Consider the following 23,915-nt stretch of genomic DNA (forward strand, 5'->3'; position numbering starts at 1 on the left):
ACCATGGCCGGTAAGGGCCGTCAGGACAAGATAAAGGGCAAGGCCAAGGAGATGACCGGCAAGGTCACCGGCGACCGCGAGATGCAGGCCGAGGGTCAGCTGGACCAGGCGCGCGGCGAGGCCAAGAAGACCAAGGCCAAGGCCGGCGAGCGGATCCAGGAGACCGGGCGCGCGATCAAGCGCGACCAGACCTGAGTGTGCGCGGAGAGGGGGTCTGCCCGTCCAGGGCGGGCCCCCTCGCCTGTCCGGGCGCTCGACCGCGACGGACCGCCTCGACACGACCGCGACGGACCACTCCGACTCGGCCACCACGGACCCCCTCGAAAAGAACGACGGGCTGCCCGCGACCCACGCGCACAGTCCCTCCCCCAACTGCACAGCCCCTCCCCTGCCCGCACGCCCGCGGCATCGCGCGCCGGGTGTTCCCCGGGCGAAGCGGCCGTCGGGTCTCGCGCCCCGGCCGACGCCCCGCGCCCCGCGGGGAGGATACGGTCGCCCCATGGCTGACGCTCGGTTGACGACCTCCTCGTACCTCGTCCTCGGCATCATCGACAAGTTGGGCGAGGCCAGCGCCTACGACGTGAAGGGGGAGGCGGCCCGCACCGTCGCCCCGTTCTGGTCCGTGCCGCACGCGCAGGTCTACGCGCAGTGCGAACGGCTCCTGGAAGCGGGGCTGTTGGCGCAGGTGCGACAGGAGTCCGGACGCAACCGGCGCGTGCTGACGCTGACCGAGGACGGGCGCACGGCCCTGCGGACCTGGCTGGACGATCCCGCGTTCGTTCCGGTGGAGGCCCGCGAACGGGGCATTCTCAAGCTCTGGTTCGGCGGTCGCCCCGACGTGCTCGCACCGGCTCAGGTCTCCGAGCACGAGAAGACGCTGAGCGAGTACGAGGAACTCGCGGGAAGCGTCGGCGAGTTGCTGACGTCGGGCCAGCGCGAGGCGTTGGAGTTCGGCATCCGCTACGAACGGATGATGGTCGACTTCTGGCACTGGGTGCACGACAGGGACGAACGTACGACGGACCGTTGACCCCGGCCCCGGCCGCCTCTACCGTCGGTAACCCGCGATAGTCCAGAAGAGACTATCGCGGTGCCGTGGAACCGAGGCCCGTGAGCAGGGAGTCGCCGTGCGTCCTCCAACGACCACCACGTGGCGCCGTGTCGCCGCGGTCACCGTGTCGGTCCTGTGCGTGGCCTACGCGCCGATCGCGATGACCGAGCTGTGGCCGTACGCGCGCCCCGGCGCCCCGGCGTTCGGCGAGTGGCTGCTGGGCCACACGGTCTCGCCCCGCTACGTCGCCGACGCGCTGGCCACCCGTATCGCCCCCTACCGGCACAGCCTCGTACCGATGATCGTCCACTCGGTGCTGGGTGGTCTGCTCATGCTGCTCGGGCCCGCCCAGCTGCTCACGGCCGCACGCCGTCGGCGTCGGCTGCACCGTGTCCTCGGGGTCGTCTTCGCGGTCACGGTGTACGCGTCGATGGCCGGCGCCGCGGTGTACCTGGCCCGCACCGCGCCCGAGGACGCCTTCAGCGGCCCGGCCTTCTGGATCGTCCTCGCCACCATCCTCGTAGGCACGGTGCTGAGCGTGACCTTCGGCATCCTCGCGGCCGTCGCCGGCTTCCCCGACCTGCACCAGCGGTGGATGCTGGTCTGCTACGGCTTCCTGCTGACCGCTCCGCTGCTGCGTCTGGAGTGGGGTGCCCTGCCGTGGGTGATGCCCGGACTTCCGATGACGGAGATCAACCGCGTGGCCATCATGCACCTCGGCTCGGTGGTCGTGTTGGGCGCGCTGCTCGCCTCCCGGGCACGCGACCGGCGACGCACGGTCGCCGGACTGCACGGGTCGTGGGCGCCGCTGCCGGTGACCGTCGCCGCACACCTCGCCGGGGCGGCCGCGCTGGTGTGGATCGTGCGCTCCTTCCTCGACTTCGGCGCCGGCGGGCAGCGCCTGCTGGCCGGCTACCTGCTGCCTTTTGTGGTGGCCTACGGGGTCATGGCCGTCGGCGTGCGCCGGGCCGGACGGGACGGACGCCTCTGGGCGCGGGAGGAGTGGCGGATCCACCTGACGGCGCTGTGCCTGGCGCCGGTGCTCTCGGCGGGCTCCGTGGTGCTGTTCGAACGCAGCCTCGGGCTGGACCGGTTGACGGCGCTGACCGCCGCCGTGGCCATCGGCTGCGGCATGCTCGCCTTCGCCGCGACCCTCGTGACGAGCCTGCGCGTCGTCCACGCCCGCGAGGTGCTCAAGCGTGCCGTCCCGGCCGCCGCGCCCACGACCCGTGTGTCGGCGCCGGCCGCCCAGGTGTATTGATCACGACCGTTCCGGCACCCGGCCCGTCGGCTCCGTCAGCGCCGGGCCGGGGTCACCCCGACACCGCGTCGCCCCTGTCAGCTCGCGCCCCGGCCATCGTCTGGCCGCCCCCTCTGGAGGCCGAACCACCATGCCGAACCCGACCGACCCGTCCGAACCCGTCGGCAGCGCACCGACCGTGCCCGCACCCGGGACCGGTGCCGTGCAGGGGCGTCCGCTGACGGTCGGCCTGGCGATGCTCGCGATCGCCGTGGCCGTGATCAACCTCCTGGTCGGGGGGCTCCTGACGGCCGTCGCGCTCACCGGTCACGTCTTCGGCGCCTGGCCCTCACCCAGGTCGCTGAGTCCCGGACTGATCGGCGCGGGCATGCTGGGGACCGCACCGGCCCTGTTCGCCATGGGCCGCGCCCGCTCCTGGCAGCAGACCCGGACACTGGTGCTGCCCACCGCCGCGGTGCTCGTCGGTCTGTTCGCGGTGACCCTCCTGAACGCCGGCCGACTGTACGTCGCCGAGGGCGGCCCGATCGCCCCCGTCCTGTTCAGCGTCGGCTGGATCCTCGTCCTGGGCCTGCTGTGCGTGTGGGCGGTCATCGCCCTGGCCTGGCAGTTCCTCACGCCGGCCGGGCCGCCCGCACCACGCAGGCTTCCGCTCCCGGCCTGGTCGAAGCCTGCGCTCGCCGTGCTGGGGTCCTCCTGGCTGGGCATCGGTACGGGACTGCTGGTCCGCCCCGCCTTCTGGTCGGACTTCGTCCCCTGGCGCACCGGAAGGCTCGACGCGCAGGCGCTCGGCGTCTGGGCCCTCTCCCTGGGCGCGGGGGTGCTGGGCGCTCTCGCCGAGGACGACGTCGAGCGCACCCGCCCGGCGCTGCTCGCCCTGACCGGCGCCGCGGCCACGATGACACTGGTCCTGGCCGTCCGTACGCCCGACGTGGACTGGTCGTCGGGGCCCGGCCTGAGCCTGATCGCCATGGTCGCCGGGCTGTTGACAGCCGGTGCGAGCGGTCGCCTGCTGCTCGGCGGTGAGGACCGGAAGACGCCTCTCACCGGAGCGACCGCACCGGGCACCACGGCCTGAGGGGTGCCGCAGGCTCCCGGATGCCTACCGCACGTGGCCGCAGAGAGCGCCCTCCCGACTGCCCTGCTCTGCTCTGCTCTGCTCTCAGCCAAGCCGGTCGCGTGCCCCATGGGACGGGCGCGAACATCGTCCCATGCAGCCGATCTTCGTTCTCGTGCACAGTCCGTCCGTGGGTCCCTCGACCTGGCAGCCCGTGGCCGAACATCTGAGGGCGGCGGGACACCGGGTGCGTGTGCCGTCCCTGCTGGACGTGGGCGCCGGAGCTCCGCCGTTCTGGCCGCGGGTCGTGGAGGCCGTACGTGACGATCTGCGACAGGCCCCGGTCGACAGTCCCGTCACGCTGGTGGCGCACAGCAACGCGGGCCTGTTCCTCCCGCTGGTGCGCTCGGGGCTCGACCATCCGGTGACCGGCTCGGTCTTCGTCGACGCCGCGCTGCCGGCCCGGACCGGTCCCACCCCCGTCGCCCCGCCCGAGTTGCTGGAGTTCCTCCGTCCATTGGCTGTGAACGGCAGGCTTCCCCGCTGGACCGACTGGTGGGACGAGGCGGACGTCGCCCCCATGTTCACCGATCCGACCGTCCGGCAGACCGTCGTCGAGGAGCAGCCGACCCTGCCGCTGTCCTACTACGAGCAGCGCGTCCCGGTCCCCGGCGGCTGGGACGATCACCCCTGCTCCTACTTGCTGTTCGGTCCTCCGTACGACGACTTCGCAGCCGACGCGCGTGAACGCGGCTGGCGAGTGGCGCATCTGCCGGGCGCGCACCTGCACCAGATCGTCGATCCCGCCGGTACGTCCCGGCAGCTGGTCGAGCTCTGCGGAACGGCTTGATCCGCCACCGGGCCCGACGGTCACAGCCGGGCTATACGCTGCGAGCGATCTGGAACCAGCTGATCGGAAGGCACGATGACCCACACCCCCCGTCCGACGCCCGAGGCGATACTCGCCGTGCTGCCCGAACTCGCTCCCCACGCGCGCGACGCGGTCATATTTCATCCCACGCGCGCGGAGCCGGACTGCCGGGACAGTTCTCTCGGCGGACCGCTGCTGTGGCCCAGTGACGAACCGTGGCCCGCATGTTCCTTGCCCGACGTGATCAGCCCTGACGGCGGGCCCGCCACGGCCATGGTGCCGGTCGCACAGATCTTTCGTCGCGATGCGCCGGGACCCTGGTGGCCCGCCGACATGGACCTCCTGCAGATCCTGTGGTGTCCCAACGAACACTGGGATCCTCCGGCCCAGCAGGCCGACGTCAGCCCTGTGGTCGAGATGCGATGGCGTCGGGCCGCCGACGTGACCGACCGGCTGACGACTCCGCCGCCGCCCTCACGACATGAGGAGGACGGCTACCTGCCGCAGGCGTGCGCCATCACCGCCGAGCGTGTGACCGACTTCCCGTTCCGTGAGGAACTTCCGGAAGAACTCCGCCCGAGACTCCAGGAGTTGGTCCGCGAGACCGGCGACGGCGGTGACGTCGTCACCCGCCTCGCCGGCTGGAAACTGGGCGGCTGGCCCACCTGGCACCTGACGTACCCTCAAGTCTTTGCCTGCGATGACTGCGGGACGGCCATGACACTCCTGTTCACCGTGGCCAGCGACGCCGAGACGGAGGTCGTCGTCGGCCGGTCGGGAGACTTGCGCGTCTTCACCTGCCCCGCCGACCACCGGCACGCGTTCCAGGTGGACCTGCACTGACCGGCGGCTCATCACGTGCAGCGCTGGCCGTCGGGCGGGATCAGTCGACCGTCTGCGCCTCGGAGCCGGTCGCAGTGACCGGCTGGAGCCGCGTGAGCCGGGTGACGAGCAGGGTGGTGTCGTCCGCCGAGTCGGCGGGGCGCGCGCTCATGAGGGCGTCGCACAGGTCGTCCAGAGGCGCGTCGGTGCGGTGAACCGCCCGGCGGAGCACGGTGATTCCCTGTTCGAGGTCCAGGCGCAGGCTGCGGTCCTCGATGAGGCCGTCGGTGTATGAGGCGGTTGCCGCTGCGGTGCATCGGGAGAACGCACCAAGATCCCCTACGTGCGTCGTCGTCCTGGCGCACCATGTGCTCTTCGCCGCCGGCAACATGCCCTCCGCGTGCTGATGCCGGCCGGAACAGGCTACGGGCGCCGTCACCCGATCTTCCCGGCGCGGACGACCGCGCCACTCGGAGGACTGACTCGACGGGCGAAACGGTGGTCCCCGGGCCGGCGGCCCGGGGCCTCGACCGCCGCGAGCCCCACGCCGGGGCAGGCCGCGTACCTGGGTGCGGGCCCAATGGATCACTTCGAGTGCCGGTCAGGTGGTGCGGCCCACCACGGGGGTCGTACACGCAGGCGAACCGACCCGAGATGGTGGTGTGACGGGCCGATGAGCCGCCAATGGCGCCGTTCGCATGAAGCGTGGCGAATGCCGCAACCAGCACCGGGGCGCGAGACCTCCTGGCATGCAGAACCGATACCGCTGCAAGGGAGATTCCCGTGACCACCCCCGCTTTCGCGTCCGGTGCGGCGCAGTCCTCCTTCGACCCCTACGCCTGTGACGAGCCCGGCTTCTCGTGGTGGGACCGGGCCGCACAGCCCGATGAACAGGAGCAGGGCGACCACCTGTTGCCGCCGCCCAACGCCGCCGAACGGCTCGACATCGCCATCGACCCACGTGACCGCAGGCGTCTGGACCTGCACGCGGCCCTGACGGCCGCCGGAATCCCGCCCCTGCCCGAGGACAGGGAGGCCATCGACCGGCTCAGCGCCCTGCCCGCCGACATCAACATCGCGGTGCGCCGCTGGATCGAGCACGCCGCCTGACCCCGCTCCGGGCAGGACCGTCGGACGGCGGCCGGTGCGTGCTTTCCCGGCCGCCGTCCGCCCGGCCGCCGTCCGCCCGGCCGCCGTCCGCCCGGCGGGCGCATGACGGCTCGGCGCCCCTGCCCGTCCGCCCGCCTCGTCACCTGGGCCGGTCCGCCAAAGGCGCGACGGTCGGCCTTCGCCCGGTTCCACACCGTCCCACGTGGGCGGATCCCCGTGCGGGACCCCGGATAGGGTGGGCGCGACAACACTTCGCGAACCGGATCAAGGAGCAGACGTGAGCGAGTCGGCGTCCATCGCCCTGCAGCAGGAGATCGCCCGGGAACTCGAGGTCTCCGAGACCTTCGAGGCCGAGCGGGAGATCGAACGCCGCGTGGCCTTCCTCGCCGAGCGGCTCACCTCCACCGGTCTGCGCTCCCTCGTCCTCGGCATCAGCGGCGGTGTGGACTCCACCACCACCGGCCGGCTGTGCCAGCTCGCGGTGGAGCGGGCGCGGGCCGCGGGGCACGAGGCGCAGTTCTACGCCATGCGGCTGCCCTACGGCGTCCAGGCCGACGAGCACGACGCCCAGCTCGCGCTCTCCTTCATCCGGGCCGACCACGTGCTGACCGTGGACATCAAGCCCGCGAGCGACGCCGCGCTCGAGGCCTCGCTGGCGGCGGGGGTCAGCTTCCGCGACACCCACCACCAGGACTTCGTGCACGGCAACATCAAGGCGCGGCAGCGGATGATCGCCCAGTACGCCGTGGCCGGCGCGCACAACGGTCTGGTCGTCGGTACCGACCACGCCGCCGAGGCCGTGTCGGGCTTCTTCACCAAGTTCGGCGACGGAGCCGCCGACCTGGTCCCGCTGACCGGCCTGACCAAGCGCCGGGTCCGCGGCGTCGCCGACGCGCTGGGCGCGCCCGCAGAGCTGGTGTGGAAGACGCCGACGGCCGACCTGGAGACCCTCGACCCGGGCAAGGCCGACGAGGACGCTCTCGGAGTCACCTACGACGTCATCGACGACTTCCTGGAGGGAAAGCCGGTGGACGAGAGGGACTTCGAGACGATCGTCCGCCGCTACCGCCTCACCGACCACAAGCGCCGGCTGCCGATCGCGCCCTGACGGCTGCTGCCGGACCTTCCCGGGGATCCTGACGGCTGCTGGATCACCCGGGGGTCCTCGGGGCTGCCGGATCACCCCGGGGAAGCGGGCTTTCCGGGTGTGGCCATGGCAGAGCGCGGGGTGCGGGACACGTTGCGGGAGCCGGCCGGGTCGGTCGAGTCGGGCGGGTCGACGGCGAGTGGGCCGTCCGAACCACGGGCGCGGGAAAGCCCTCACGCGCCGCCCGTCATCCGCCCTGGACAGGCAACCCCGCGAGCAGCGCGGACTCCGCCGTGGCCACCGTGCTCCGGTCCCAGCGGCCGAGCGGTACGGAGCCCAGGCGCCGACCCGAGGGGTCGAGCACGTGGCCGGCGAGTTTCACCGGCCACAGGGTCACCGCGCGGTCGGCGACCGTGAGTTCGGGGAAGCCTGCCACCAGGCGGGACTCGAAGGCGTGGATGTCGTCGAGCGAGCGCAGCCACGCGGCGAAGAGCAGGTTGTGCGGGCCGGAGAGCGAGGCGCACAGGCGGATCTCCCGCATCGCCGACACATGTGCCGTGATCCGTGCCGTCTCCCCCGGCGGCGCCGCGCACCACAGGCTCACACTGACCGGCCATCCGGACAGGCCGCGTGCGACCTCGCACCGGAAGACCAGCGCGCGGGAGGCCTCCAGGCGGCGCAGTCGCCGGCGGACCGTGGTCGCGCTGAGTCCCGTGCGGCGGGACAGTTCGGCCACGCCCTGCCGTGCGTCGTCGGCAAGGGCCTGCACCAGTACCTGGTCCTCGCGTCGCACCGCCGAACGGCCGGGCTCGGGTCCGGCGGCGACCCGCACCGTACCTCGCCGGGCGGTCCCGGCCGGTTTGTCCAGGCGCCACCGACTGCCCTCGGTGTGCAGCGCGGTGGCGATCTGCGTACGGCTGGCCGCGACGCCCGGCAGCGCGCCGATGCGCATCCCGGTGTACCGGGCGACCTCGGCCAGGCTGCCGAAGACACAGGTCAGCACCAGGTCGCGGCCGCCGGTCACATGCTCGACGGTGAACACGTGCGGGTCCCGGGCGAGTTCGGCGGCCACCTCGTACAGCCGCCCGGGCACGCAGTCCACCTCGACGAACGCGACGATGAGCGGCATGCCCTCGATGCTGACCGGATAGCAGCTGAACCACGCGTGGCCCGCCTCCGACATTCGGGCCCACCGGCGTGCCGCCGTGGAGGGATCCACGCCGAGGGCCGCCCCGATCTGCTGCCAGTCGGCGCGTGGACTGCCCTGCAGCACCGTCACCAGCCTCAGGTCCAGCTCGTCCAGTGTGGCGTTTTCCGGCATACGATCGTCGAACATCGGCGGATCCAGGCATTGCGGTGGGTGGAATGCTTCTCGGCCGCAGGATACCGGCCATGTTCCAGCTCAGTGATGCCACCGCCCTCGCCGACGACCTGCGGGACCTGCGCCGCGCCTTGCACCGCGATCCCGAACTCGGCCTGCATCTGCCGCAGACGCAGCAGACCGTGCTCGCCGCGCTCGGCGGACTCCCCCTGGAGATCACCACCGGTACGGCGCTCAGCTCCGTGACCGCCGTCCTGCGCGGTGGCCGGCCCGGCCCCGCCGTCCTGCTGCGCGCCGACATGGACGCGCTGCCGGTGCAGGAGACCACCGGGCTGCCGTACGCCTCCCGCCGCACCGGTGTCATGCACGCCTGCGGTCACGATCTGCACACCAGCGCCCTGGTCGGTGCGGCGCGGCTGCTCGCGGCCCGGCGGGAGGAACTCGCCGGCGACGTGGTCTTCATGTTCCAGCCGGGAGAGGAGGGACACGGCGGCGCCCGTCTCATGATCGACGAAGGTGTCCTCGACGCGGCGGGCGAACGGGTCGTCGCCGCCTATGGGTTGCACGTCCTCGCCAACACCCTGCCCGCCGGGGTCGTCGCCACCCGGCCGGGCACGGTGCTGGCCGCGTCCGACGGCTTCGACGTGACCGTCACCGGCCGCGGTGGCCACGGTTCCTCCCCGCACACCGCCCAGGACCCGATCACCGTCGTCTGCGAGATGGTCACCGCGCTGCAGACGATGGTGACCCGCACCGTCGACGTCTTCGACCCCGCCGTCCTCACCGTCGGTTCCCTGCACGCCGGTGAGGCGCGCAACGTCATCCCGGAGACCGCGACGTTCCGGGCGACCGTGCGCACCGTGTCCGAACCCGCGCGGGCCCTCGTCCGCGGCGCCGTCGCGCGCACGGTCCGTGGCATCGCCGACGCGCACGGCGTCACGGCCGAGATCGACTACCAGGACGGCTACCCGGTGACGGTCAACGACGGCGCGGAGACGTCGTTCGCCACGGCCGTGGCCGGAGAACTCCTCGGTCCGGAGCGGGTGTTGATCGCGCCACGACCCATCTCCGGGTCGGAGGACTTCTCGTTCGTCCTTCAGGAGGTGCCCGGCGTGTTCCTCGGCATCGGCGCGTGCCCCGCCGACCGCGACCCCGGTACCGCGCCGATGAACCACTCCCCCGGCGCCGCGTTCGACGACGGCGTCCTGCCCGCCGCCGCGGTCCTCCTCGCGGGCCTCGCCGCCGGACGCCTGGAGCAGGCGGCGGCAGCCGGGGACCTGCCGACCGCGGCCGGGGCGGTGACGCCGTGACCGGAACCGCCGCGCCGGACGTCGCCCCGGACCGCCGCGACGCCTCCGTCACGACGGTGGTGGGGCTGCTCGTCCTGTTCGAGATGATGAGCGGCTTCACGCAGATGGGCATCACACCCCTGCTGCCCGACCTCGCCGACACCTACGGTCTCGGCGACTCCGCGGCGAACTGGGTGGGATCGGTGCAGCTGCTCGCCGCGACCGTGTGCGTACCGCTGTTCGGCAGGCTCGGAGATCTTTACGGCCACCGGCGCATGCTGCGTGTCGCCCTGGTGTGTGTGGCGGCCGGGTCGCTCCTGGTCGCCATGGCGCCCACACCCGCGCTGCTGTGGGTCGGGCGGGCGCTTCAGGGACCCCTCGCGGCCCTGCTGCCGCTGGAGATCGCTCTGGTGCGCAGCCGCCTCTCGGTGCCCGACGCCCGTCGTGCGATCGCCCGGCTGGTCGGGGCCCTCACCGTGGGCGGCCTGCTCGGCGCGGCCTCGATGGGTGCGGCGGCCGGGACGCTCGGCGGGGTCCGGGCCGCGCTGCTCGTACCGGCGCTGCTCGCGGCGGTGTGCGTGCCGCTGTCCTTCGTGGCGGTCCCCGAGTCGGAGGCGCGCGGGGCCGGCGCCATGGACTGGCCGGGTTTCGCCCTGCTCGCGCTCGGTGCCACGGCGTTGCTGCTGGGCGTCTCCGCGCTCGAACACGACGGGGGTGTCGGCCTGCGGGTGCTGCTGGGCGCGGTGCTGGGCGTGCTGCTGCTCGTGTGGTGGGTGCGGACCGAGCTGCGCAGCCGCGATCCGCTGGTCGACGTACGGGCACTGACCAGCCGTAGGACCGGTCCGTTCTATGCCGCGGCCTGCTGCTTCGGTGTGGTGTTCTTCGCCGCCCAGGCGCCGGACACGACGTTCCTGGCCGCCGATCCGGACTCGGCCGGTTACGGCTTCGCGCTCTCCTCCGCGCGCATCTCCCTGGTGCTGCTGCCGGGCATCGTGGCTGCCGTCGTGGGTTCGGCGCTCACCGTGCCGCTCGCCCGGCGGATCGGCTACCGGCGTGTGCTGGCCTGGTCGTTCGCGCTCGTCGCGGCCGGTTTCGCGGTTCTGGCCGTACGGCACGTGTCCCTGGGGGAGATCGTGGCGACCAAGGTCGTGGCGGGGATCGGGCTGGGCATCGCCCTGAGTGCCATGCCCACGGTGGTCGTCGAGGCGGCGGACCGGGACCGCGGTGGCGTGGCGACCGCGCTGTACAACAACGTGAAGTCGTTCGGCGGTTCGGTGGCGGGTGGTGTCATGGCCGCGGTCCTGGCCGCATCGGCCCACCGGCCCGGGACGGCGCGGGAGACGCCCGCCGAGGGCGCGTACGTACTGGTCTGGCTGGTGTGCGCGGTGTGCGCCCTCGCCGGAGCCGGCACGACGCTGCTCGCGCGTCGCTCCGAGGACCCGGACAGCGCGCCAAGCGCATGAGGTGACAGGGAGAGCGGCCGACCGGCGTGGTCCCGCTCCTGCGGATGGCGGCCCCGGCGCGTGTCGTACCGGGGCCTGAGTCCGGTGAGTCCGGCAGGGAGGCCCCGTCGGCCGGACACCGACGGCGCCCGTGTTTGGGGGTATATGTTCCATTGGCTCAGGTTGCGGTTGTCACCGAAGGGAAGGCCTGCGATGGAGCGGACGACATGCTGCGTGGTGGGCGGCGGCCCCGCCGGAATGGTCCTGGGCCTGCTGCTGGCCCGCGCCGGCGTGGACGTCACGGTGCTGGAGAAGCACGGAGACTTCCTGCGCGACTTCCGCGGTGACACCGTGCATCCCTCGACCCTGGCGCTGCTGGACGACCTCGGCCTGGCCGAGCGCTTCGCCCGGCTGCCGCAGCGCCGGGTGACCACGGTGCAGCTGCCGCTCGGCTCCGACGGTTCACTCGTCACCGTCTCCGACCTCAGCACCTTGCCGGGGCCCTACAACTACGTGGCGATGGTGCCGCAGTGGGACCTGCTCGACCTCCTCGCCGACGAGGCCCGCAAAGAGCCGTCCTTCTCGGTGCGGATGAGCACGGAGGCGACGTCCTTCCTGATGGAGCGCGGGCGGGTCACCGGGGTGCGCTACCGCACCTCCGACGGGCGTACCGGCGAACTGCGGGCCACGCTCACGGTGGCCTGCGACGGCCGGGGCTCACTGGCCCGGTCGCGGCCCGAACTGGGCCTGCGGAGGTACAGCTGCCCCATGGACGCCTGGTGGTTCCGGCTGCCCCGGCGGGACGGAGACCCGCACGGCCTCGTGGGCGCCGCCGGTGACCGTCTCCTGACCGCGCTCATCGACCGTGGGCAGTACTGGCAGTGCGCCGGGCTGATTCCCAAGGGCACCGACGCCGAGCTTCGCGCGGCCGGTCTGGAACGGTTCATGGCCGACTTCTCGGACGCCGTGCCCTGGCTCGCGGACCGGGCGCACGAGCTGCGGTCGTGGGACGAGGTGAAGATGCTCGACGTACGGCTCGACCGGCTGCGGCGCTGGCACCGTCCGGGACTGCTGTGCATCGGCGACGCCGCGCACGCCATGTCGCCGGTCTTCGGCATCGGCATCAACCTCGCGGTCGAGGACGCGGTGGCCGCCGCCCGCCACCTCGTCGAGCCGCTGCGCACGGGAGCGGTCGGCCTGCGGGACGTACGCGGCATCCAGCGGCGCCGTTGGCCGACCACGGCGCTGACGCAGGCGCTGCAACGCCTCGCTCACGCCCGGGTCATCGCGCCCGTGCTCGCGGGCGATCCACCCTTCGGCAACTCCAGGCGGGCCAAACGGGTGAGCGGCCTCCTCACCGGCTCGCGGTGGTTCAAGCGCGTACCGGCGTACTTCATCGGCTACGGCGCCCTGCGTGAGCGTCCGCCCGCCGCCTCGCTGCGATGAACCGCGCGGTCCGGCCGGCGGGGAGTGTGTCGCCCGGTCGGCGGAGCCCTCGTCGTACCACCAAGCGCACGGGCCTCGAGCGCTGTTCGCGCGGGCGCTCCGGCCCGGAACTGCGGGGTCGTGCGGCGCTCGGGTGGTACGTTCCGCCGAACAGGTGTTACCTAGTGCGAGGGGAGAAACCGGAGGGGGGCAGGTATTCGGGGGAAAGGAGACCGAATGATGCGCAGGAAACCGGTCATGCGAACCCTCGCCGCTGCCCTCCTCACAGGCGGCGTCATCGCGGGTATGGGAGTGGCCGCAAGCCCGGCCTCGGCCGCGACCACGAACGGGGCCGTCTCGCTGTCGCCCAACATCCCGGCGGGCAGCGGGTGCGGGTTCGGCGTCGGCTTCAACCGGGGCTTCAACTCGAACTGCGGCGGCTTCGGCTTCGGCAACTCGTTCGGGTACGGCGGCTTCGGTGGCTTCGCCGGCTTCGGCGGGTACGGCTTCAACTCGTCACCCGTGGTGATCATCGTCAGCTGACGCTCCCTCGGCACAGGTCGGGAACGTCACGAAGCGACAGAAGGGGGGCCGCCGCGCCAGTGCGCGGACGGCCCCCCACCTGTGCGGCGGACCATGACCAGCACCGACCCCGCCTCGGACAGGTGGACAACTCCCCGTCCGAAGCGCCTGACTGACGTCACATCAAGTGATCGACGTGTCGTGGACCGGAGGCCGTTTCAATGAGGCCTGCTCGTCCTGGCCGGCTCGCTGCCGGCGCGGTCAGTGCCTTCCGGCCCGGGCCAGCGCGTCCTCGGCCTGGCGGGCCATGGTGCCGACCAGATCGGCCGCGGACGGCAGGTCCTCGATGAGGTCGACGGCCTCGCTCGCCCATTGCGGCAACGCAGGGATCTCGCCCCGTGCCGCGGCATCCTCGTACGCCTGCCTGGCCCGGGGATCCGCGGCGAGTTCCTCCTCCTTGCCCCGCCAGCCGTCGAGGAAAGGGTGGCCAAGGGTACGCGCCGTGTAGCGCGACGGCCATCGCGAGCCGCGCGCGATGTCCAGCACTCTGTTGCGCTCGGTGTCCTCGCCGCGGCCCTCGACGATCGCTTTGGCCGTCGCGGGGTCGACCAGGGACTCGGTCGTGGCCTGGAAGCGCGTTCCGAGCAGGGCGCCGGACGCCCCCAGCGCCAGTGCCGCAGCCACGCCACGCCCGTCGGCGATCCCGCCGGCCGCGAGCACCGGCACCGGCGCCGCCAGGTCCACCACCACGGGCACGAACGGCAGCGTGGACCGCCCGTGCCGGGCTCCGTGCCCGCCGCCCTCGGTGCCCTGCGCCACGATCACATCGGCGCCCAGATCCACCGCTCTGCGGGCCTCCTCCAGGTCGGTGACCTGGAGGATCAGCGCCGTGCCCGCGCCACGGACGCGCTCCACGAACAAAGTCGGGTCACCGAAGGACAACATCACCGCCGCCGGCCGGTGTTCCAGCGCCCGCGACACCACCGAGGCGTCGATCGCCCATGTCTGGAAGCCGATGCCCCACGGCTTCCCGTCGCTCTCCTCGGCCAGGACGGGCAGTTCGCGGGCCAGCCAGTCCTGGTCACCGTTGCCGCTGCCCAGCAGGCCGAACCCACCACCCCGCGAGACCGCTCCCGCGAGCGCACCACCGGCCGTACCGCCCATCGGGGCGAGGGCGATCGGGTGCTCCACACCGAACAGTTCCGTGAACGCCGTCGACAATCCCATGACCGTCATCCTCACGCACCCGTCGTGCCGGCCGCTACGCATTGCGTCGCACGAGGCCGCCGTCTTCCGACGGCCCGTCGTGTGCCGTCACGGGCTACGGACCCGTCCCCGGTCCGACGGGGCCGCTGGTTCGTCACCGCTGTCACGCCGGGTAAGGGGCGGCGTCCCGCGCCGACCGGAGCGCACCGGTCCACCAGGCCAGCTGGTCGAGCACCGTCTTGGCGTACGTGGGGGCGTCGGGGTCGAGGGGACGGCCGTCCTGCCACGCGGTGAAGTAGTTCGGGAAGGCGAGACCGTCGCGCATCGTCACGGCGTGCAGCTCGGTCAGCACGTTCTCCAGGTGCAGCACCGCGTGCCGGCCGCCCGCCGCGCCGCCGTAGCTGACGAAGGCGACGGGCTTGGCCGTCCACTGGGTGAAGTGCCAGTCGATGGCCGCCTTCAACGAGGCGGGATAGCTGTGGTTGTACTCCGGCGTGACCACGATGAACGCGTCGGCGCGTTCGAGTGCCGAGGTCAGGGCCGCCATCCCGACCGGACGTGGGTAGTCGTCCCCTGCGTACTTCGGTGATGCCGCGGGCAGCTCCAACGGGATGTCGATCGTGGCGAGATCGACGACGTCCACGTCGAACCCGCCGTGTGCTCCCGCCTGTTCGGCGACCCATGAGGCCACCACCGGGCCGAACCGTCCTTCCCGGACGCTTCCGACGATGATCAGCAGCTTGTGCTTGTTCTCCATGCCCACCACGATCACGCCGGGCCCCCGCCGCAGCCAGACCGTGCTCAGGCTGGCCCCCGCAGGGCCAGTCTGAGCGCTCCGCGCACGACGGACCGCGTCCTATGCTCGCAGCATGGGTACGCCACTGGGGGATTTCATCCGGGCCAAGCGCGACGGTATCCAGCCGGAGTCGCTGGGGCTGCCGGACCGCGGGCGCCGCCGTTCGCCGGGGCTGCGGCGCCTGGATCTCGCCGCACGGGCCGGCATCAGCGTCGAGTACCTGACCCGTATGGAACAGGGGCGCGACCGCAATCCCTCGGTGCCGGTCCTGAACGCGCTCGCCGACGCGCTCGGCCTCGACCGCTCGGAGCGCGACCATCTGCGCTACCTGGCGAAGATCACCGGCGGTGCGTGCAGCGCCGGTACGAGGCCCGCACCGGCACGCCGCGACGTGCGGCCGTCCGTGCTGGAGACGCTCCGTCTCCTCGAACCGGCCATCGCCGTGGTGACCAACCGGCTGGGCGACGTCCTCGCCCACACCAGTGGCTACGAGGCGCTGACGAGCGGAACCGGACTGCTCGACGCCGACCCGCCCAACCTCACCCGCTACGTCTTCACCGATCCTCGCGCCCGGTCGTTCTTCGCCGACTGGGGCGACATCGCGGACGAGCAGGCCTTCGACCTGTGGCTCGGCCCCTCCGTCGAGAACGCCGAGTGGCTCACCGCGGAGCTCGCTCCGCTCGCCGGGCCCGAGTTCACGCGCCGTCTGAACCGTCACGTGGTTCCCCGGCGCGGGGAGCTCAGACTCAACCACCCGGACGGGCCCGAGCTGCGGCTGAACCGCGAGACGCTCGACCTCTCCTCCGACGCACAGCAGTTGGTCGTCTTCCTTCCCGTGGACGAACGGACGGCCCAGGCCGTCGACGGCCTCTGCCACCGCTCCCACGGCCGGCTCCGGGCCATCTCGTGACACGTCCGGAGGCGGGCGGTGGGACACCGCTCACCTCCGGACGTCGGGGCGTCACCGGTGCCATGGCACAGGTGAGTCCGCACGGAGCCCGCCTGCCGGAGTTCCGGGCACCGAGAGCCCTGGACCACAAGGGTGTTACCGGTAGGTCTCGAACTCGGCGACCTTGGGGGTGCCGGTGGATGCGGTGATCTCGAAGGTGATCTTCTTCAGCGAGGTCTGCGCGAAGGTGATGACGCCCGCGCCGCTGCCGGAGGTGAGGACGGCACCCGTGTCGGCGTCGAGGACCCTCCAGGACGTGATGGCGCCCACGGATCCCGACGCCTCCCGGATCGTGATGCCGGACACCGCGGTGGAGGAACCCCACTTGATCGAGACGGAGCCCGTCGAGCCGGCCGGCGACCAGTACGTGCTCAGGTCACCGTCGCGGACGTTGCCGTAACTCGTGCCGTCGGCCTTGCTGGAGCCGTCGGAGCCGGCCCCGATGCTGAGGTTGGTCCCGGCCGGCTGGGTCGGCTCCTCGGTCGGGGTGGGAGTCGGGGTCGGGGTGGGAGTGGGGGTCGGCGTCTGCGCGGTGCAGTCGCCGTTCGACACCTGGAGCCCTGTACCGGCACCTGCCGTACGGCTCACGATGTCCGGCACGCAGCTCGCGGCGTCGAGCGCGTAGGAGTAGGGAATGCCGACCGTGGTGTTGGACTGGGGGTCGGGGCCCGCGGGGTTGTTCTCGCTGCCGCGGGCTGACCAGGTCACGTTGTCGAAGACGTTGCCGCCGACCTGCCAGTAGCCCGCGGCGTCGGTGTAGAAGGTGCCCAGGACGTCCTTGGAGTCCTCGAAGTAGTTGTTCTCCACCTTGGCGCGGGCGCCGGCGCGGGAGTTGATGCCGGACTCGTTGAGGCTCACGTAGTGGTTGTCGTAGATGTGGGCCGTGCCGCCGCGCAGCAGGGGCGTACGGGAGTCGATGTTCTCGTAGAGGTTGTGGTGGAAGGTGACGAAGCCGTTCGTCAGGTCGCTCTCGCTGGACCCGATGAGGCCGCCCCGGCCGGAGTTGCGCAGGATGCTGTACGAGAGTGTCACGTACTGCGTGTTGTCCTTCATGTCGAAGAGGCCGTCGAATCCCTCCGCCTCTCCGCCCGACGCCTCCAGGGTGGCGTGATCGACCCAGACGTTGCGGACGTCGCTCTCCATGCCGATGGCGTCGCCGCCGTTGGACGTGGGCGATCCCGACTTCTTCACGTTCCGGACGGTCACGTTCTGGATGATGATGTTGCTGGACTCGCGGATGTGGATGCCGAGTTGGTCGAATACGGCTCCGCTGCCGACCCCGACGATCGTGACGTTGCTGATCTGCTTCAGCTCGATGACGCCGGCAGCCGTGTTGCAACTGTCGCCCGAGACCTTGGCGGTGTTGCCGTGGTTGATGGTCCCCTCGACCTCGATGGTGATCGGGGTGCTGCTACTGGCCCGTGCGCACAGCGCCGCGTGGATCGCGGTTCCCGTGCCGGCTCGGACGGTCTGGCCGCCGGCCCCGCCGGTGGTCCCGCCGTTCTGGGTCGCGTATCCGGTGGCACCGGCGGTCGCCGCCGACGCCTCGGGCACCGACAGGGTCGCACCGACCGCGGCCGCGATGGCCATCGCGGCCGACGCCGCTAAGAGTCGCAGTGCAACTGGTCTTCTCATACTCGTCTCCTGACTCGTCGTTGGACTTCGAGCACCTGCACTTGCTGCCGTGCGTCCGCCTCGTGCAGGCGACCGTCGGACCTCCGACCGGCACCTGCCGGGTGGGCATCGGCGTGGTCCGACGCGGAGGTTCCGGTGACGGCTGCCGGTTGCCGGTTGCCGGTTTTGCCGGTTTCCGTCAGGGCGTGGCGTGCGTACCGGGTTGCCGCGCCCTCGTTCCACGGCACATGGACATCGCGGGACGTCCCTTGCTCGATCACTGGCGGCTCGTGCACACGTCGCGACGGCCCTCGCGACGATCGCTCCCTGGGCGGGGTCTCGAGGCAAAGCGAGAAAGCGCTTTCCGTCGGCAGACAATAAGGGTCACCCGACATGCCGGCAAGGGTCTTGCCGACCCTTCTCAGTACTACGTGGTGAAAGTGCCCGTCGGCGCCGATCCCGCGAACTCGGCCTTCACCACCACCGGCATGGACCACGAGGGCGAACGTGAAGCGCTTACTTCGGAGTGCCTCCCTCCCCATGGCCCGGTCGACCTCGGCAGCCACAGGCGTATCAACAGCGGCGATTCGGCCAGGAGTGCCCACACCCCTGCCCCGTGCCTCCATGAGCGGCCCACGCCACGACCGCGCCACACACGGAATCCGTTGCGGCCGAAATACGTGTGTTCGAACCCGACGCCGCTGTCGTTGAATCCCGTGGCGCCGCGTTCACCCCCGTCCGATCCCGCAGGGAGATGTGCAATTAACCGCTTCTTCCCGTCTCGTCCCGCCCCCGCCTCCCGCCTCCCGCCTTCCGCCTCCCGCCGAGATCACCTACTCCGGGCACTACTCCGTGAACCCGCTCGGTGAGGTCGGCTTCCGCGCCCTGTGCGCCCGACTCCCCCGTGTCCTCGGGCGTATCGCCGCCACCGCCGTGGCGCGGCTCGTCGTGGCACTGGCCGCGTACGCGGAACGGCGCATCACCCCACGGCTGACGACGATGACGGACTCACCAGGATCGCCGACCACATCGTCTTCATGGAGCAGGGCCGCCTCACCGAGCAGGGCACCTACGACGACCTCGTCCACGCCGGCGGCACCTTCGCCGACCTCCTGCGCCTGTCCCAGGAACGCTGAACACCGAATCCGGCATCCCACCCCGCACCGGCACCGACCGCACGAAAGGACACCTCACGTGACCAGCATCGAATCCGCGGCACCGCAGCCGCTCCTCACCACGGAAGTCCCCGGCACCGCCGCTCTCCTGGTCGACGACGACGGCCGGTATCTTCTCCACCTCCGCGATGCGAACAAACCCATCTGGCAGGCCGGCCGCTGGTCCCTGCTCGGCGGGAACACCGAGCCCGGCGAAACCTGCGACGAGGCCATGGTCCGTGAACTGCGTGAGGAGACCGGCCTCACCGTCCCCGGTCTCACCCCGTTCGTCACCGTGGAGACGGTCGACACGGACGGTCGGCTGAAGTACCGCACCATCGTGTACCTCGGCACCCTCAACCGGCCCGCCCACGAGATCCCCCTCCACGAGGGCATCCAACTGCGCTGGACCGACGCCGCCGAGATCGTGCACATGGCCTTGGACCCCGGCACCGCGGCCGTCGTCCACGAGCACCGGAAGCACCCGCGCCCCCGGCTCGACTCCGCGGGAAGGCCGCCCGCACTGCGCATCCAGGAGACCGCCGCTCAACGTGAGCGCAGCATCGTAGGCGTGCACCTCTACCTCGAACGCGACGGCGCCGTCCTGCTCGGCGAACGCGCCCCCGAGAGTGCCTTCGCCCCCTTGATCTGGCATGTGCCCGCCGGACACCGTGAGGCGGGCGAGTCGGCGCTGACCTGCCTGATCCGGGAAACGGCCGAGGAGACCGGCATCACCGTGCACGCGAGCGACCTGGCTCTCGTGCACGTCGTCGATGTGCGGGATCCCGGCAGCCCGGTCCCGCGGATGCAGCTGTTCTTCGCCGCGTCCCGCTGGCAGGGTGAGCCTCAGGTCCTCGAACCCGACCGGTGCACGCAGTGGCGTTGGTGGCCGTTGGACGCGCTGCCCGGCCAACTCGTCGAGTACACCCGCGCCGCACTCACCGGCATCGCCCGCGGTGACACGTACACCCACATGGGATGGGCGGCGTGATCCCGGCCGGGAAGCGGAAGCCGATGACTCGGTCTCCTGGTTCCGTCGTGGAGGACTCCCTCGCCTAGGGGGTGTCGGCGTGCAGATGCGTCAGGGTCTGCCAGCGGCGCTCGAAGTCCTGCGACTGCTCCGCGATCTGCACGGCGGTGATCGGCCTGTTGTGCTGGCCGGTGATCCCGCGGCGTGCGCAGTCCTGGGCGACGGCGTCCGGTGAGGGGACCCGGTCGTGGCGCATGCGGTGCTCGGCCCACACTCCGTAGATCCGGAACCAGAGCGGGTAGCGGCGCAGCGTGGACGGGCTGACAGCCTTTCCTCCGCGGCCGAACACGCCCTTGGCGGCGAGGAAGGCGGACAGTTCGTCGGGGTCGGGTTCCGCTCCGTGCCGGGCCTGGTATTCCGTCCAGGCGAGGTAGTAGCGGTCGACGGCGGTGAGTTCGGGGCGCTGCGCCGCACCGTCACGTGGACGCTGTCCGTCGATGTCCCCGTCGGCCCTCGCGCCGCGTTGCGCGGCCGCGGCGGCCTTGTCCGCGGCAGGGCTGTCCTCGCGTGCCGCGACAGGATCCGAGGGGGCGGAGCCGTCCGGCTCACCCCTGCCCGGCGCGGGGCCGCTCGCGTCGTACTCGCGCTCCTGGAACTCCATGACGTAGGCCTGCACATCGGCGCCGGTCACGGGCTGCCCCGTGGCTCCGGTGATGCCGTCGAGCCGGTACACGTACTCGGCGAGGGCGTCGGCGTCGGGATAGGCGCCGTGTTCTCGCGCGAAGCTGAGCCAGGCGTTGTGGAAGTAGTCGCTCCAGGAGAGCTCGCCGTCCACGTTCTCCGCGTCTTCGACGCCGGTCACCACGTCGCGTGAGGTGTGGCGCTCCTTCAGAACGCGCACGAGGGGCTCCAACTGCTCGTCGGAGAGCGGGTCTCCGGCCCCGGTCGAGATGCCGTACTCGTCGCGGAGCCAGATCGCGAACTGAATGGGCGTGGGCTCGGTGCCGAAGGCGGACAGCCAGGCCCCGTACGCACCGGCGAGGGCGCCGGCCCGCCGCTCGTGGTCCGGCTCCGGGTCCGGAAGCGGGGTGTACGACGGCGCAGGGACAGCGGGCCCCGGAGGCGACTGCTGCGCGGCGGCGGGCGGCAGAACGGCCGCCACGGGGACGGGGGTCGTGTCCAGTGCGGGGCTGTGGCGCCGCTGATTCGGCACCAGGGTGCGTTCGCCGGTGATCTGGACCGATGGCTCCTCGATGCCCGCGGCGGCCAGGCCGGAGGGCGCGGTCTCGGCGAGGGGGACGCCGTAGCGGGCGAGGCGCAGGGGCATCAGGGATTCGACGGGTGCCTTGCGGCGCCAGGCGCGGCCGAAGCGGGAGCGGAGCCGGGCCTGGTAGACGAGGCGTTCCTGTTCGAGCTTGATGACCGCTTCGTAGGAGCGCAGCTCCCACAGCTTCNGCCGTTGAAGGCGATGGTGGCGGCCGTCAGCAGCCATGCCGTCTGGCGCAGCAGCGGGAAGGGGATCCTGATCCAGGTCAGCAGCAGGTCCAGGGCGAGCAGGACACAGATGCCGGCGTCGATGCCGATCGGGAAGACGTAGGAGAAGTTCCCGAAGCCCTTCTTGATCGCGAGCTCGCGGACGGCGGCGTACGAACCGGCGAAGCCGATACCGGCGATGATCACCGCACCGGTGACGACCACGCCGATGAGCACCCGGTGCATCCGCGTCAGTCGCAATGGCGCACCGTTGCCGACGGCCACGTCCCGCTCTCCCCTCGACGTCCCCTGCTTGAGCAGCCCTCACACTCCCACGACGAGCGCAGGGTTGGGGCCTTTCCCCGGCGCGGAACCGCCGGGGAGACACATTCTCCCGCGTGGCCGCACCGCACCCGCCCGCATCCTGCCGCACCGTCGGCCGTACTGTCTCGACGGGTCGTGTCGTTGGTGGAGGCTGAAGGTGACAATGGAACTGCGGGTGGGCGACGTCGTCATCGTCTCCTGTCCCTACACCCCGGCGCGGGTCACCCGGAAGACCCTTGAACACGTGGTGCTGAAGTGGCCGTGGTGGTCGGCCGATCCGCACTGCGACTGGATCGAGTGGAACGGGGACGTGGCGCTCGTCGGCGATCCGGAATCGTACGCGTGGGACAAGGAGTTGTTCCGCACCGATCCGGCCGCCGAACAGCTCACGGTCGGGGCCGGCTGCCGCGTCGGGATTCCTCCGTCGCTCGTCCACGTGGTGGCCGTCGATCACTTCGATCCGCCGCTGGAGACCGGACGTCTGCCCCGCCCCGGGCGCCGTGTGGTGGTCCTCCGCACAGGCCGGTCGCTCGATCCCGAATCGGAGGAACAGGGTTACGACATCTGTCCCGACGACGGCATCCCGATCGGTTTCGAGCTCGTGTTCCGCCCCTACGCCTGCCTCGTCGCCGGTGACGAGGTGGCCGACGCCGCGGGACGTGCATGGCGCTTCGACGGCCCGTGGGACTGGCACCCCTTCGACGGCGACGAGCCTGATGAACCACGGTGGCCACTGGCCCTGTTGACGCGCGGGAACTCGGCCGATGAGGCGGAGGCCGCCGCTGTCGCCCGGGCGACGAAGGACGGCTCGCACCAGCAGGAGGTCGCGCGCTGGGTCGCACTGGCAGGAGTCGAGCCCACCCGCGGCCGTCCGGGGTAGCGCCGGCCCCACCGGGGCTGCGCCGGGGGGCGCCGTCCCACCGCCGACCGTGCCGATCGGCGGGGGTGCCGCTCGGGTCCTTCACGGCCCCGGCGCCCTGTCGCGGAGCACGCCCGTGCGGCCGACCGGCTCGCGCTCGGCGGACGCGGTGGTGCCGCCGCGTCGGGGTCCGCAGCCGCCCGCGTCCGCCGGACACGCGGAGTGGCGGACGATGCCCGTCGTCGCGTGCGGCTTCGACGAGCCGGGTCAGCGCCCCATCATCCTCCGGGCCCTGTGCGCTGCCTTCTCGGCCATCTCCTGTGCCTTGCCGCCGAGCATCTCGGCCTGGCCCTCCCGTTTGAGGGACCTGTTGCCCACGGCCTTGCCGACGGTCTGCTTCATCTTGCCCTTGACCTGCTTCGCCTTGGCACTTCCCTTGCTCACTTGGACCGCGACCTCTCGAGCTTCGTTGCGGCGCGGGAAGGACGACACACTCCCGCACATGCTTTCACCCTGCGCTTGCCCGCACCGGGCGGCAACCCGTGCCTCCCGACAGACCGGGCACTCGCCGTGTGCGGCTCTTCCGGATGCGCCGTGATCACCGAGCGGCCCGTCCCCCAGGCCTGGTGACGCAGGTGGTGCGGGCCGAGGAGGCCGGGTTCGACTTCTCAGCGATGTCCGACCATCACATTCCGTGTCTGGACGAGCATCGAGGCCGTTCGACCGTATGTCGAGGCGCGTTTCACCGAGATCGCCCTCGTCCGGGTCGGCGGTGCGTCACAGCTGCCGTTCGCGGACCGGGCGCGGAAGACGCTGCTGCCCGCACCGCGCGAACTCCGGGCCCGCGGCCCGGGCGTGGTGGCGCCGCAGCGCACGCAGCACTGCTTTCGTGTCCCACTCCGTCGTAGGCAGCGTCGTCGGCGACGCGGTCCGGGCCGGGTTCTGGCCGGCCCCGGCGACGGAGTGGGACGGTGGTCGGCTCACCAATAGTGGCGGCGGCCGGCGACGGCGTGCCCCATGGATCCCGCGACCCACAGGACCACACCCACCACGGCCAGGATGAGCCCGATGGTCCACAGGATCGAGATCCCCGTGATGAGACCGATGATGAGCAGAATGATGCCGAGGGCGATCATGGCGTGCCTCCTGCGGTTGTCATGCCTTCCAAGCTGCCGAGTTCCCCCGAGCAGGGACGTCACCCGTCGGTTCCGGCGAATCTTCGGGGGTGAAGGAAGCAGCGCTTTCCCCGGAGCGCATCCTGGGGCACGTCCCTGAGCGGGCCCGGGGCGGCTCTCTGGGCGTCGCTCGCGAGGCC

General features: G+C 71.7%; 22 protein-coding genes and 1 pseudogene. 15 read left to right on the forward strand and 8 right to left on the reverse strand.

Annotated elements, in window-relative coordinates:
• The first annotated feature begins 3 nt into the window (after window positions 1-3).
• The 6 genes from ABEB03_RS10120 (at window position 4) to ABEB03_RS10145 (ending at window position 5,080) form a co-directional block, all read left to right on the forward strand.
• The gene (locus ABEB03_RS10120) at window positions 4-195 is read left to right on the forward strand and encodes a CsbD family protein (protein ID WP_345644886.1); all 192 of its coding nucleotides are present in this window, start codon (window positions 4-6) and stop codon (window positions 193-195) included.
• 304 nt (window positions 196-499) lie between these two features.
• Window positions 500-1,030, forward strand: coding sequence for a PadR family transcriptional regulator (locus tag ABEB03_RS10125; protein WP_345644889.1), 531 nt, complete (start codon window positions 500-502; stop codon window positions 1,028-1,030).
• A gap of 97 nt (window positions 1,031-1,127) precedes the next feature.
• Complete coding sequence (locus ABEB03_RS10130) at window positions 1,128-2,312, forward strand: DUF2306 domain-containing protein (protein WP_345644891.1); 1,185 nt, start codon at window positions 1,128-1,130, stop codon at window positions 2,310-2,312.
• A gap of 130 nt (window positions 2,313-2,442) precedes the next feature.
• Complete coding sequence (locus ABEB03_RS10135; RefSeq protein ID WP_345644894.1) at window positions 2,443-3,387, forward strand: hypothetical protein; 945 nt, start codon at window positions 2,443-2,445, stop codon at window positions 3,385-3,387.
• A 133-nt stretch (window positions 3,388-3,520) separates the two neighbouring features.
• Window positions 3,521-4,216, forward strand: coding sequence for an alpha/beta fold hydrolase (locus tag ABEB03_RS10140; RefSeq protein WP_345644897.1), 696 nt, complete (start codon window positions 3,521-3,523; stop codon window positions 4,214-4,216).
• Between the two features lie 75 nt (window positions 4,217-4,291).
• Window positions 4,292-5,080, forward strand: coding sequence for a hypothetical protein (locus tag ABEB03_RS10145; protein ID WP_345644900.1), 789 nt, complete (start codon window positions 4,292-4,294; stop codon window positions 5,078-5,080).
• A 40-nt stretch (window positions 5,081-5,120) separates the two neighbouring features.
• Here the strand turns inward: ABEB03_RS10145 and ABEB03_RS10150 are convergent, their stop codons facing one another.
• Window positions 5,121-5,450, reverse strand: a complete 330-nt coding sequence (locus tag ABEB03_RS10150) for a SpoIIE family protein phosphatase (RefSeq protein ID WP_345645963.1) — start codon at window positions 5,448-5,450, stop codon at window positions 5,121-5,123.
• A 392-nt stretch (window positions 5,451-5,842) separates the two neighbouring features.
• Here ABEB03_RS10150 and ABEB03_RS10155 point away from each other — a divergent pair, with 392 nt between their 5' ends.
• Both ABEB03_RS10155 and nadE read left to right on the forward strand, forming a co-directional pair.
• A complete protein-coding gene (locus ABEB03_RS10155) occupies window positions 5,843-6,169 on the forward strand; it encodes a hypothetical protein (RefSeq protein WP_345644903.1) in 327 nt (108 codons plus the stop codon).
• A gap of 277 nt (window positions 6,170-6,446) precedes the next feature.
• Entirely contained in the window at window positions 6,447-7,277 is an 831-nt protein-coding gene (nadE, locus tag ABEB03_RS10160; RefSeq protein ID WP_345644906.1) for an ammonia-dependent NAD(+) synthetase, read from the forward strand.
• Window positions 7,278-7,503: 226 nt separating this feature from the next.
• On the opposite strand, the gene ABEB03_RS10165 is transcribed toward nadE, so the two are convergent.
• Entirely contained in the window at window positions 7,504-8,592 is a 1,089-nt protein-coding gene (locus tag ABEB03_RS10165) for an Lrp/AsnC family transcriptional regulator (protein ID WP_345644910.1), read from the reverse strand.
• A gap of 56 nt (window positions 8,593-8,648) precedes the next feature.
• On the opposite strand from ABEB03_RS10165, the gene ABEB03_RS10170 reads away from it, so the two are divergent.
• The 4 genes from ABEB03_RS10170 to ABEB03_RS10185 all read left to right on the forward strand — a co-directional run bounded on the left by ABEB03_RS10170 (window position 8,649) and on the right by ABEB03_RS10185 (window position 13,276).
• Complete coding sequence (locus ABEB03_RS10170) at window positions 8,649-9,887, forward strand: M20 metallopeptidase family protein (RefSeq protein WP_345644914.1); 1,239 nt, start codon at window positions 8,649-8,651, stop codon at window positions 9,885-9,887.
• Entirely contained in the window at window positions 9,884-11,329 is a 1,446-nt protein-coding gene (locus ABEB03_RS10175; RefSeq protein ID WP_345644917.1) for an MFS transporter, read from the forward strand. The genes ABEB03_RS10170 and ABEB03_RS10175 overlap by 4 nt, the downstream gene beginning before the upstream one ends.
• A 192-nt stretch (window positions 11,330-11,521) precedes the next feature.
• Window positions 11,522-12,754 carry an FAD-dependent oxidoreductase gene (locus ABEB03_RS10180; protein WP_345644922.1) on the forward strand — a complete coding sequence of 411 codons (1,233 nt, stop codon included), beginning with the start codon at window positions 11,522-11,524 and terminating at the stop codon, window positions 12,752-12,754.
• 216 nt (window positions 12,755-12,970) lie between these two features.
• Window positions 12,971-13,276, forward strand: coding sequence for a hypothetical protein (locus tag ABEB03_RS10185; protein WP_345644925.1), 306 nt, complete (start codon window positions 12,971-12,973; stop codon window positions 13,274-13,276).
• Window positions 13,277-13,516: 240 nt separating this feature from the next.
• Here ABEB03_RS10185 and ABEB03_RS10190 read toward each other — a convergent pair whose 3' ends face one another.
• Together ABEB03_RS10190 and ABEB03_RS10195 are read right to left on the reverse strand one after the other, a co-directional pair.
• Window positions 13,517-14,482, reverse strand: a complete 966-nt coding sequence (locus ABEB03_RS10190; RefSeq protein ID WP_345644928.1) for an NAD(P)H-dependent flavin oxidoreductase — start codon at window positions 14,480-14,482, stop codon at window positions 13,517-13,519.
• Between the two features lie 142 nt (window positions 14,483-14,624).
• A complete protein-coding gene (locus ABEB03_RS10195; protein WP_345644931.1) occupies window positions 14,625-15,218 on the reverse strand; it encodes an NADPH-dependent FMN reductase in 594 nt (197 codons plus the stop codon).
• Window positions 15,219-15,330: 112 nt separating this feature from the next.
• On the opposite strand from ABEB03_RS10195, the gene ABEB03_RS10200 reads away from it, so the two are divergent.
• A complete protein-coding gene (locus tag ABEB03_RS10200) occupies window positions 15,331-16,167 on the forward strand; it encodes a helix-turn-helix domain-containing protein (protein WP_345644934.1) in 837 nt (278 codons plus the stop codon).
• 135 nt (window positions 16,168-16,302) lie between these two features.
• Here the strand turns inward: ABEB03_RS10200 and ABEB03_RS10205 are convergent, their stop codons facing one another.
• Window positions 16,303-17,841 (reverse strand): pectate lyase family protein, encoded by a 1,539-nt coding sequence (locus ABEB03_RS10205; RefSeq protein ID WP_345644937.1) that lies wholly within the window; start codon window positions 17,839-17,841, stop codon window positions 16,303-16,305.
• Window positions 17,842-19,014: 1,173 nt separating this feature from the next.
• On the opposite strand from ABEB03_RS10205, the gene ABEB03_RS10210 reads away from it, so the two are divergent.
• Window positions 19,015-19,965, forward strand: a complete 951-nt coding sequence (locus tag ABEB03_RS10210) for an NUDIX hydrolase (RefSeq protein ID WP_345644940.1) — start codon at window positions 19,015-19,017, stop codon at window positions 19,963-19,965.
• Between the two features lie 1,045 nt (window positions 19,966-21,010).
• Here the strand turns inward: ABEB03_RS10210 and ABEB03_RS10215 are convergent.
• Window positions 21,011-21,663: pseudogene (locus ABEB03_RS10215) on the reverse strand (DUF2637 domain-containing protein); the annotation flags it as partial.
• Window positions 21,664-21,904: 241 nt separating this feature from the next.
• On the opposite strand from ABEB03_RS10215, the gene ABEB03_RS10220 reads away from it, so the two are divergent.
• Entirely contained in the window at window positions 21,905-22,621 is a 717-nt protein-coding gene (locus ABEB03_RS10220; protein WP_345645966.1) for a hypothetical protein, read from the forward strand.
• A 246-nt stretch (window positions 22,622-22,867) separates the two neighbouring features.
• Here ABEB03_RS10220 and ABEB03_RS10225 read toward each other — a convergent pair whose 3' ends face one another.
• Both ABEB03_RS10225 and ABEB03_RS10235 read right to left on the reverse strand, forming a co-directional pair.
• Window positions 22,868-23,044 (reverse strand): CsbD family protein, encoded by a 177-nt coding sequence (locus tag ABEB03_RS10225; RefSeq protein WP_345644943.1) that lies wholly within the window; start codon window positions 23,042-23,044, stop codon window positions 22,868-22,870.
• A 536-nt stretch (window positions 23,045-23,580) separates the two neighbouring features.
• Entirely contained in the window at window positions 23,581-23,736 is a 156-nt protein-coding gene (locus tag ABEB03_RS10235) for a DUF6131 family protein (protein WP_345644946.1), read from the reverse strand.
• Window positions 23,737-23,915: the final 179 nt, after the last annotated feature.

Source organism: Streptomyces siamensis (assembly GCF_039543605.1).
GTDB lineage: Bacteria > Actinomycetota > Actinomycetes > Streptomycetales > Streptomycetaceae > Streptomyces > Streptomyces siamensis.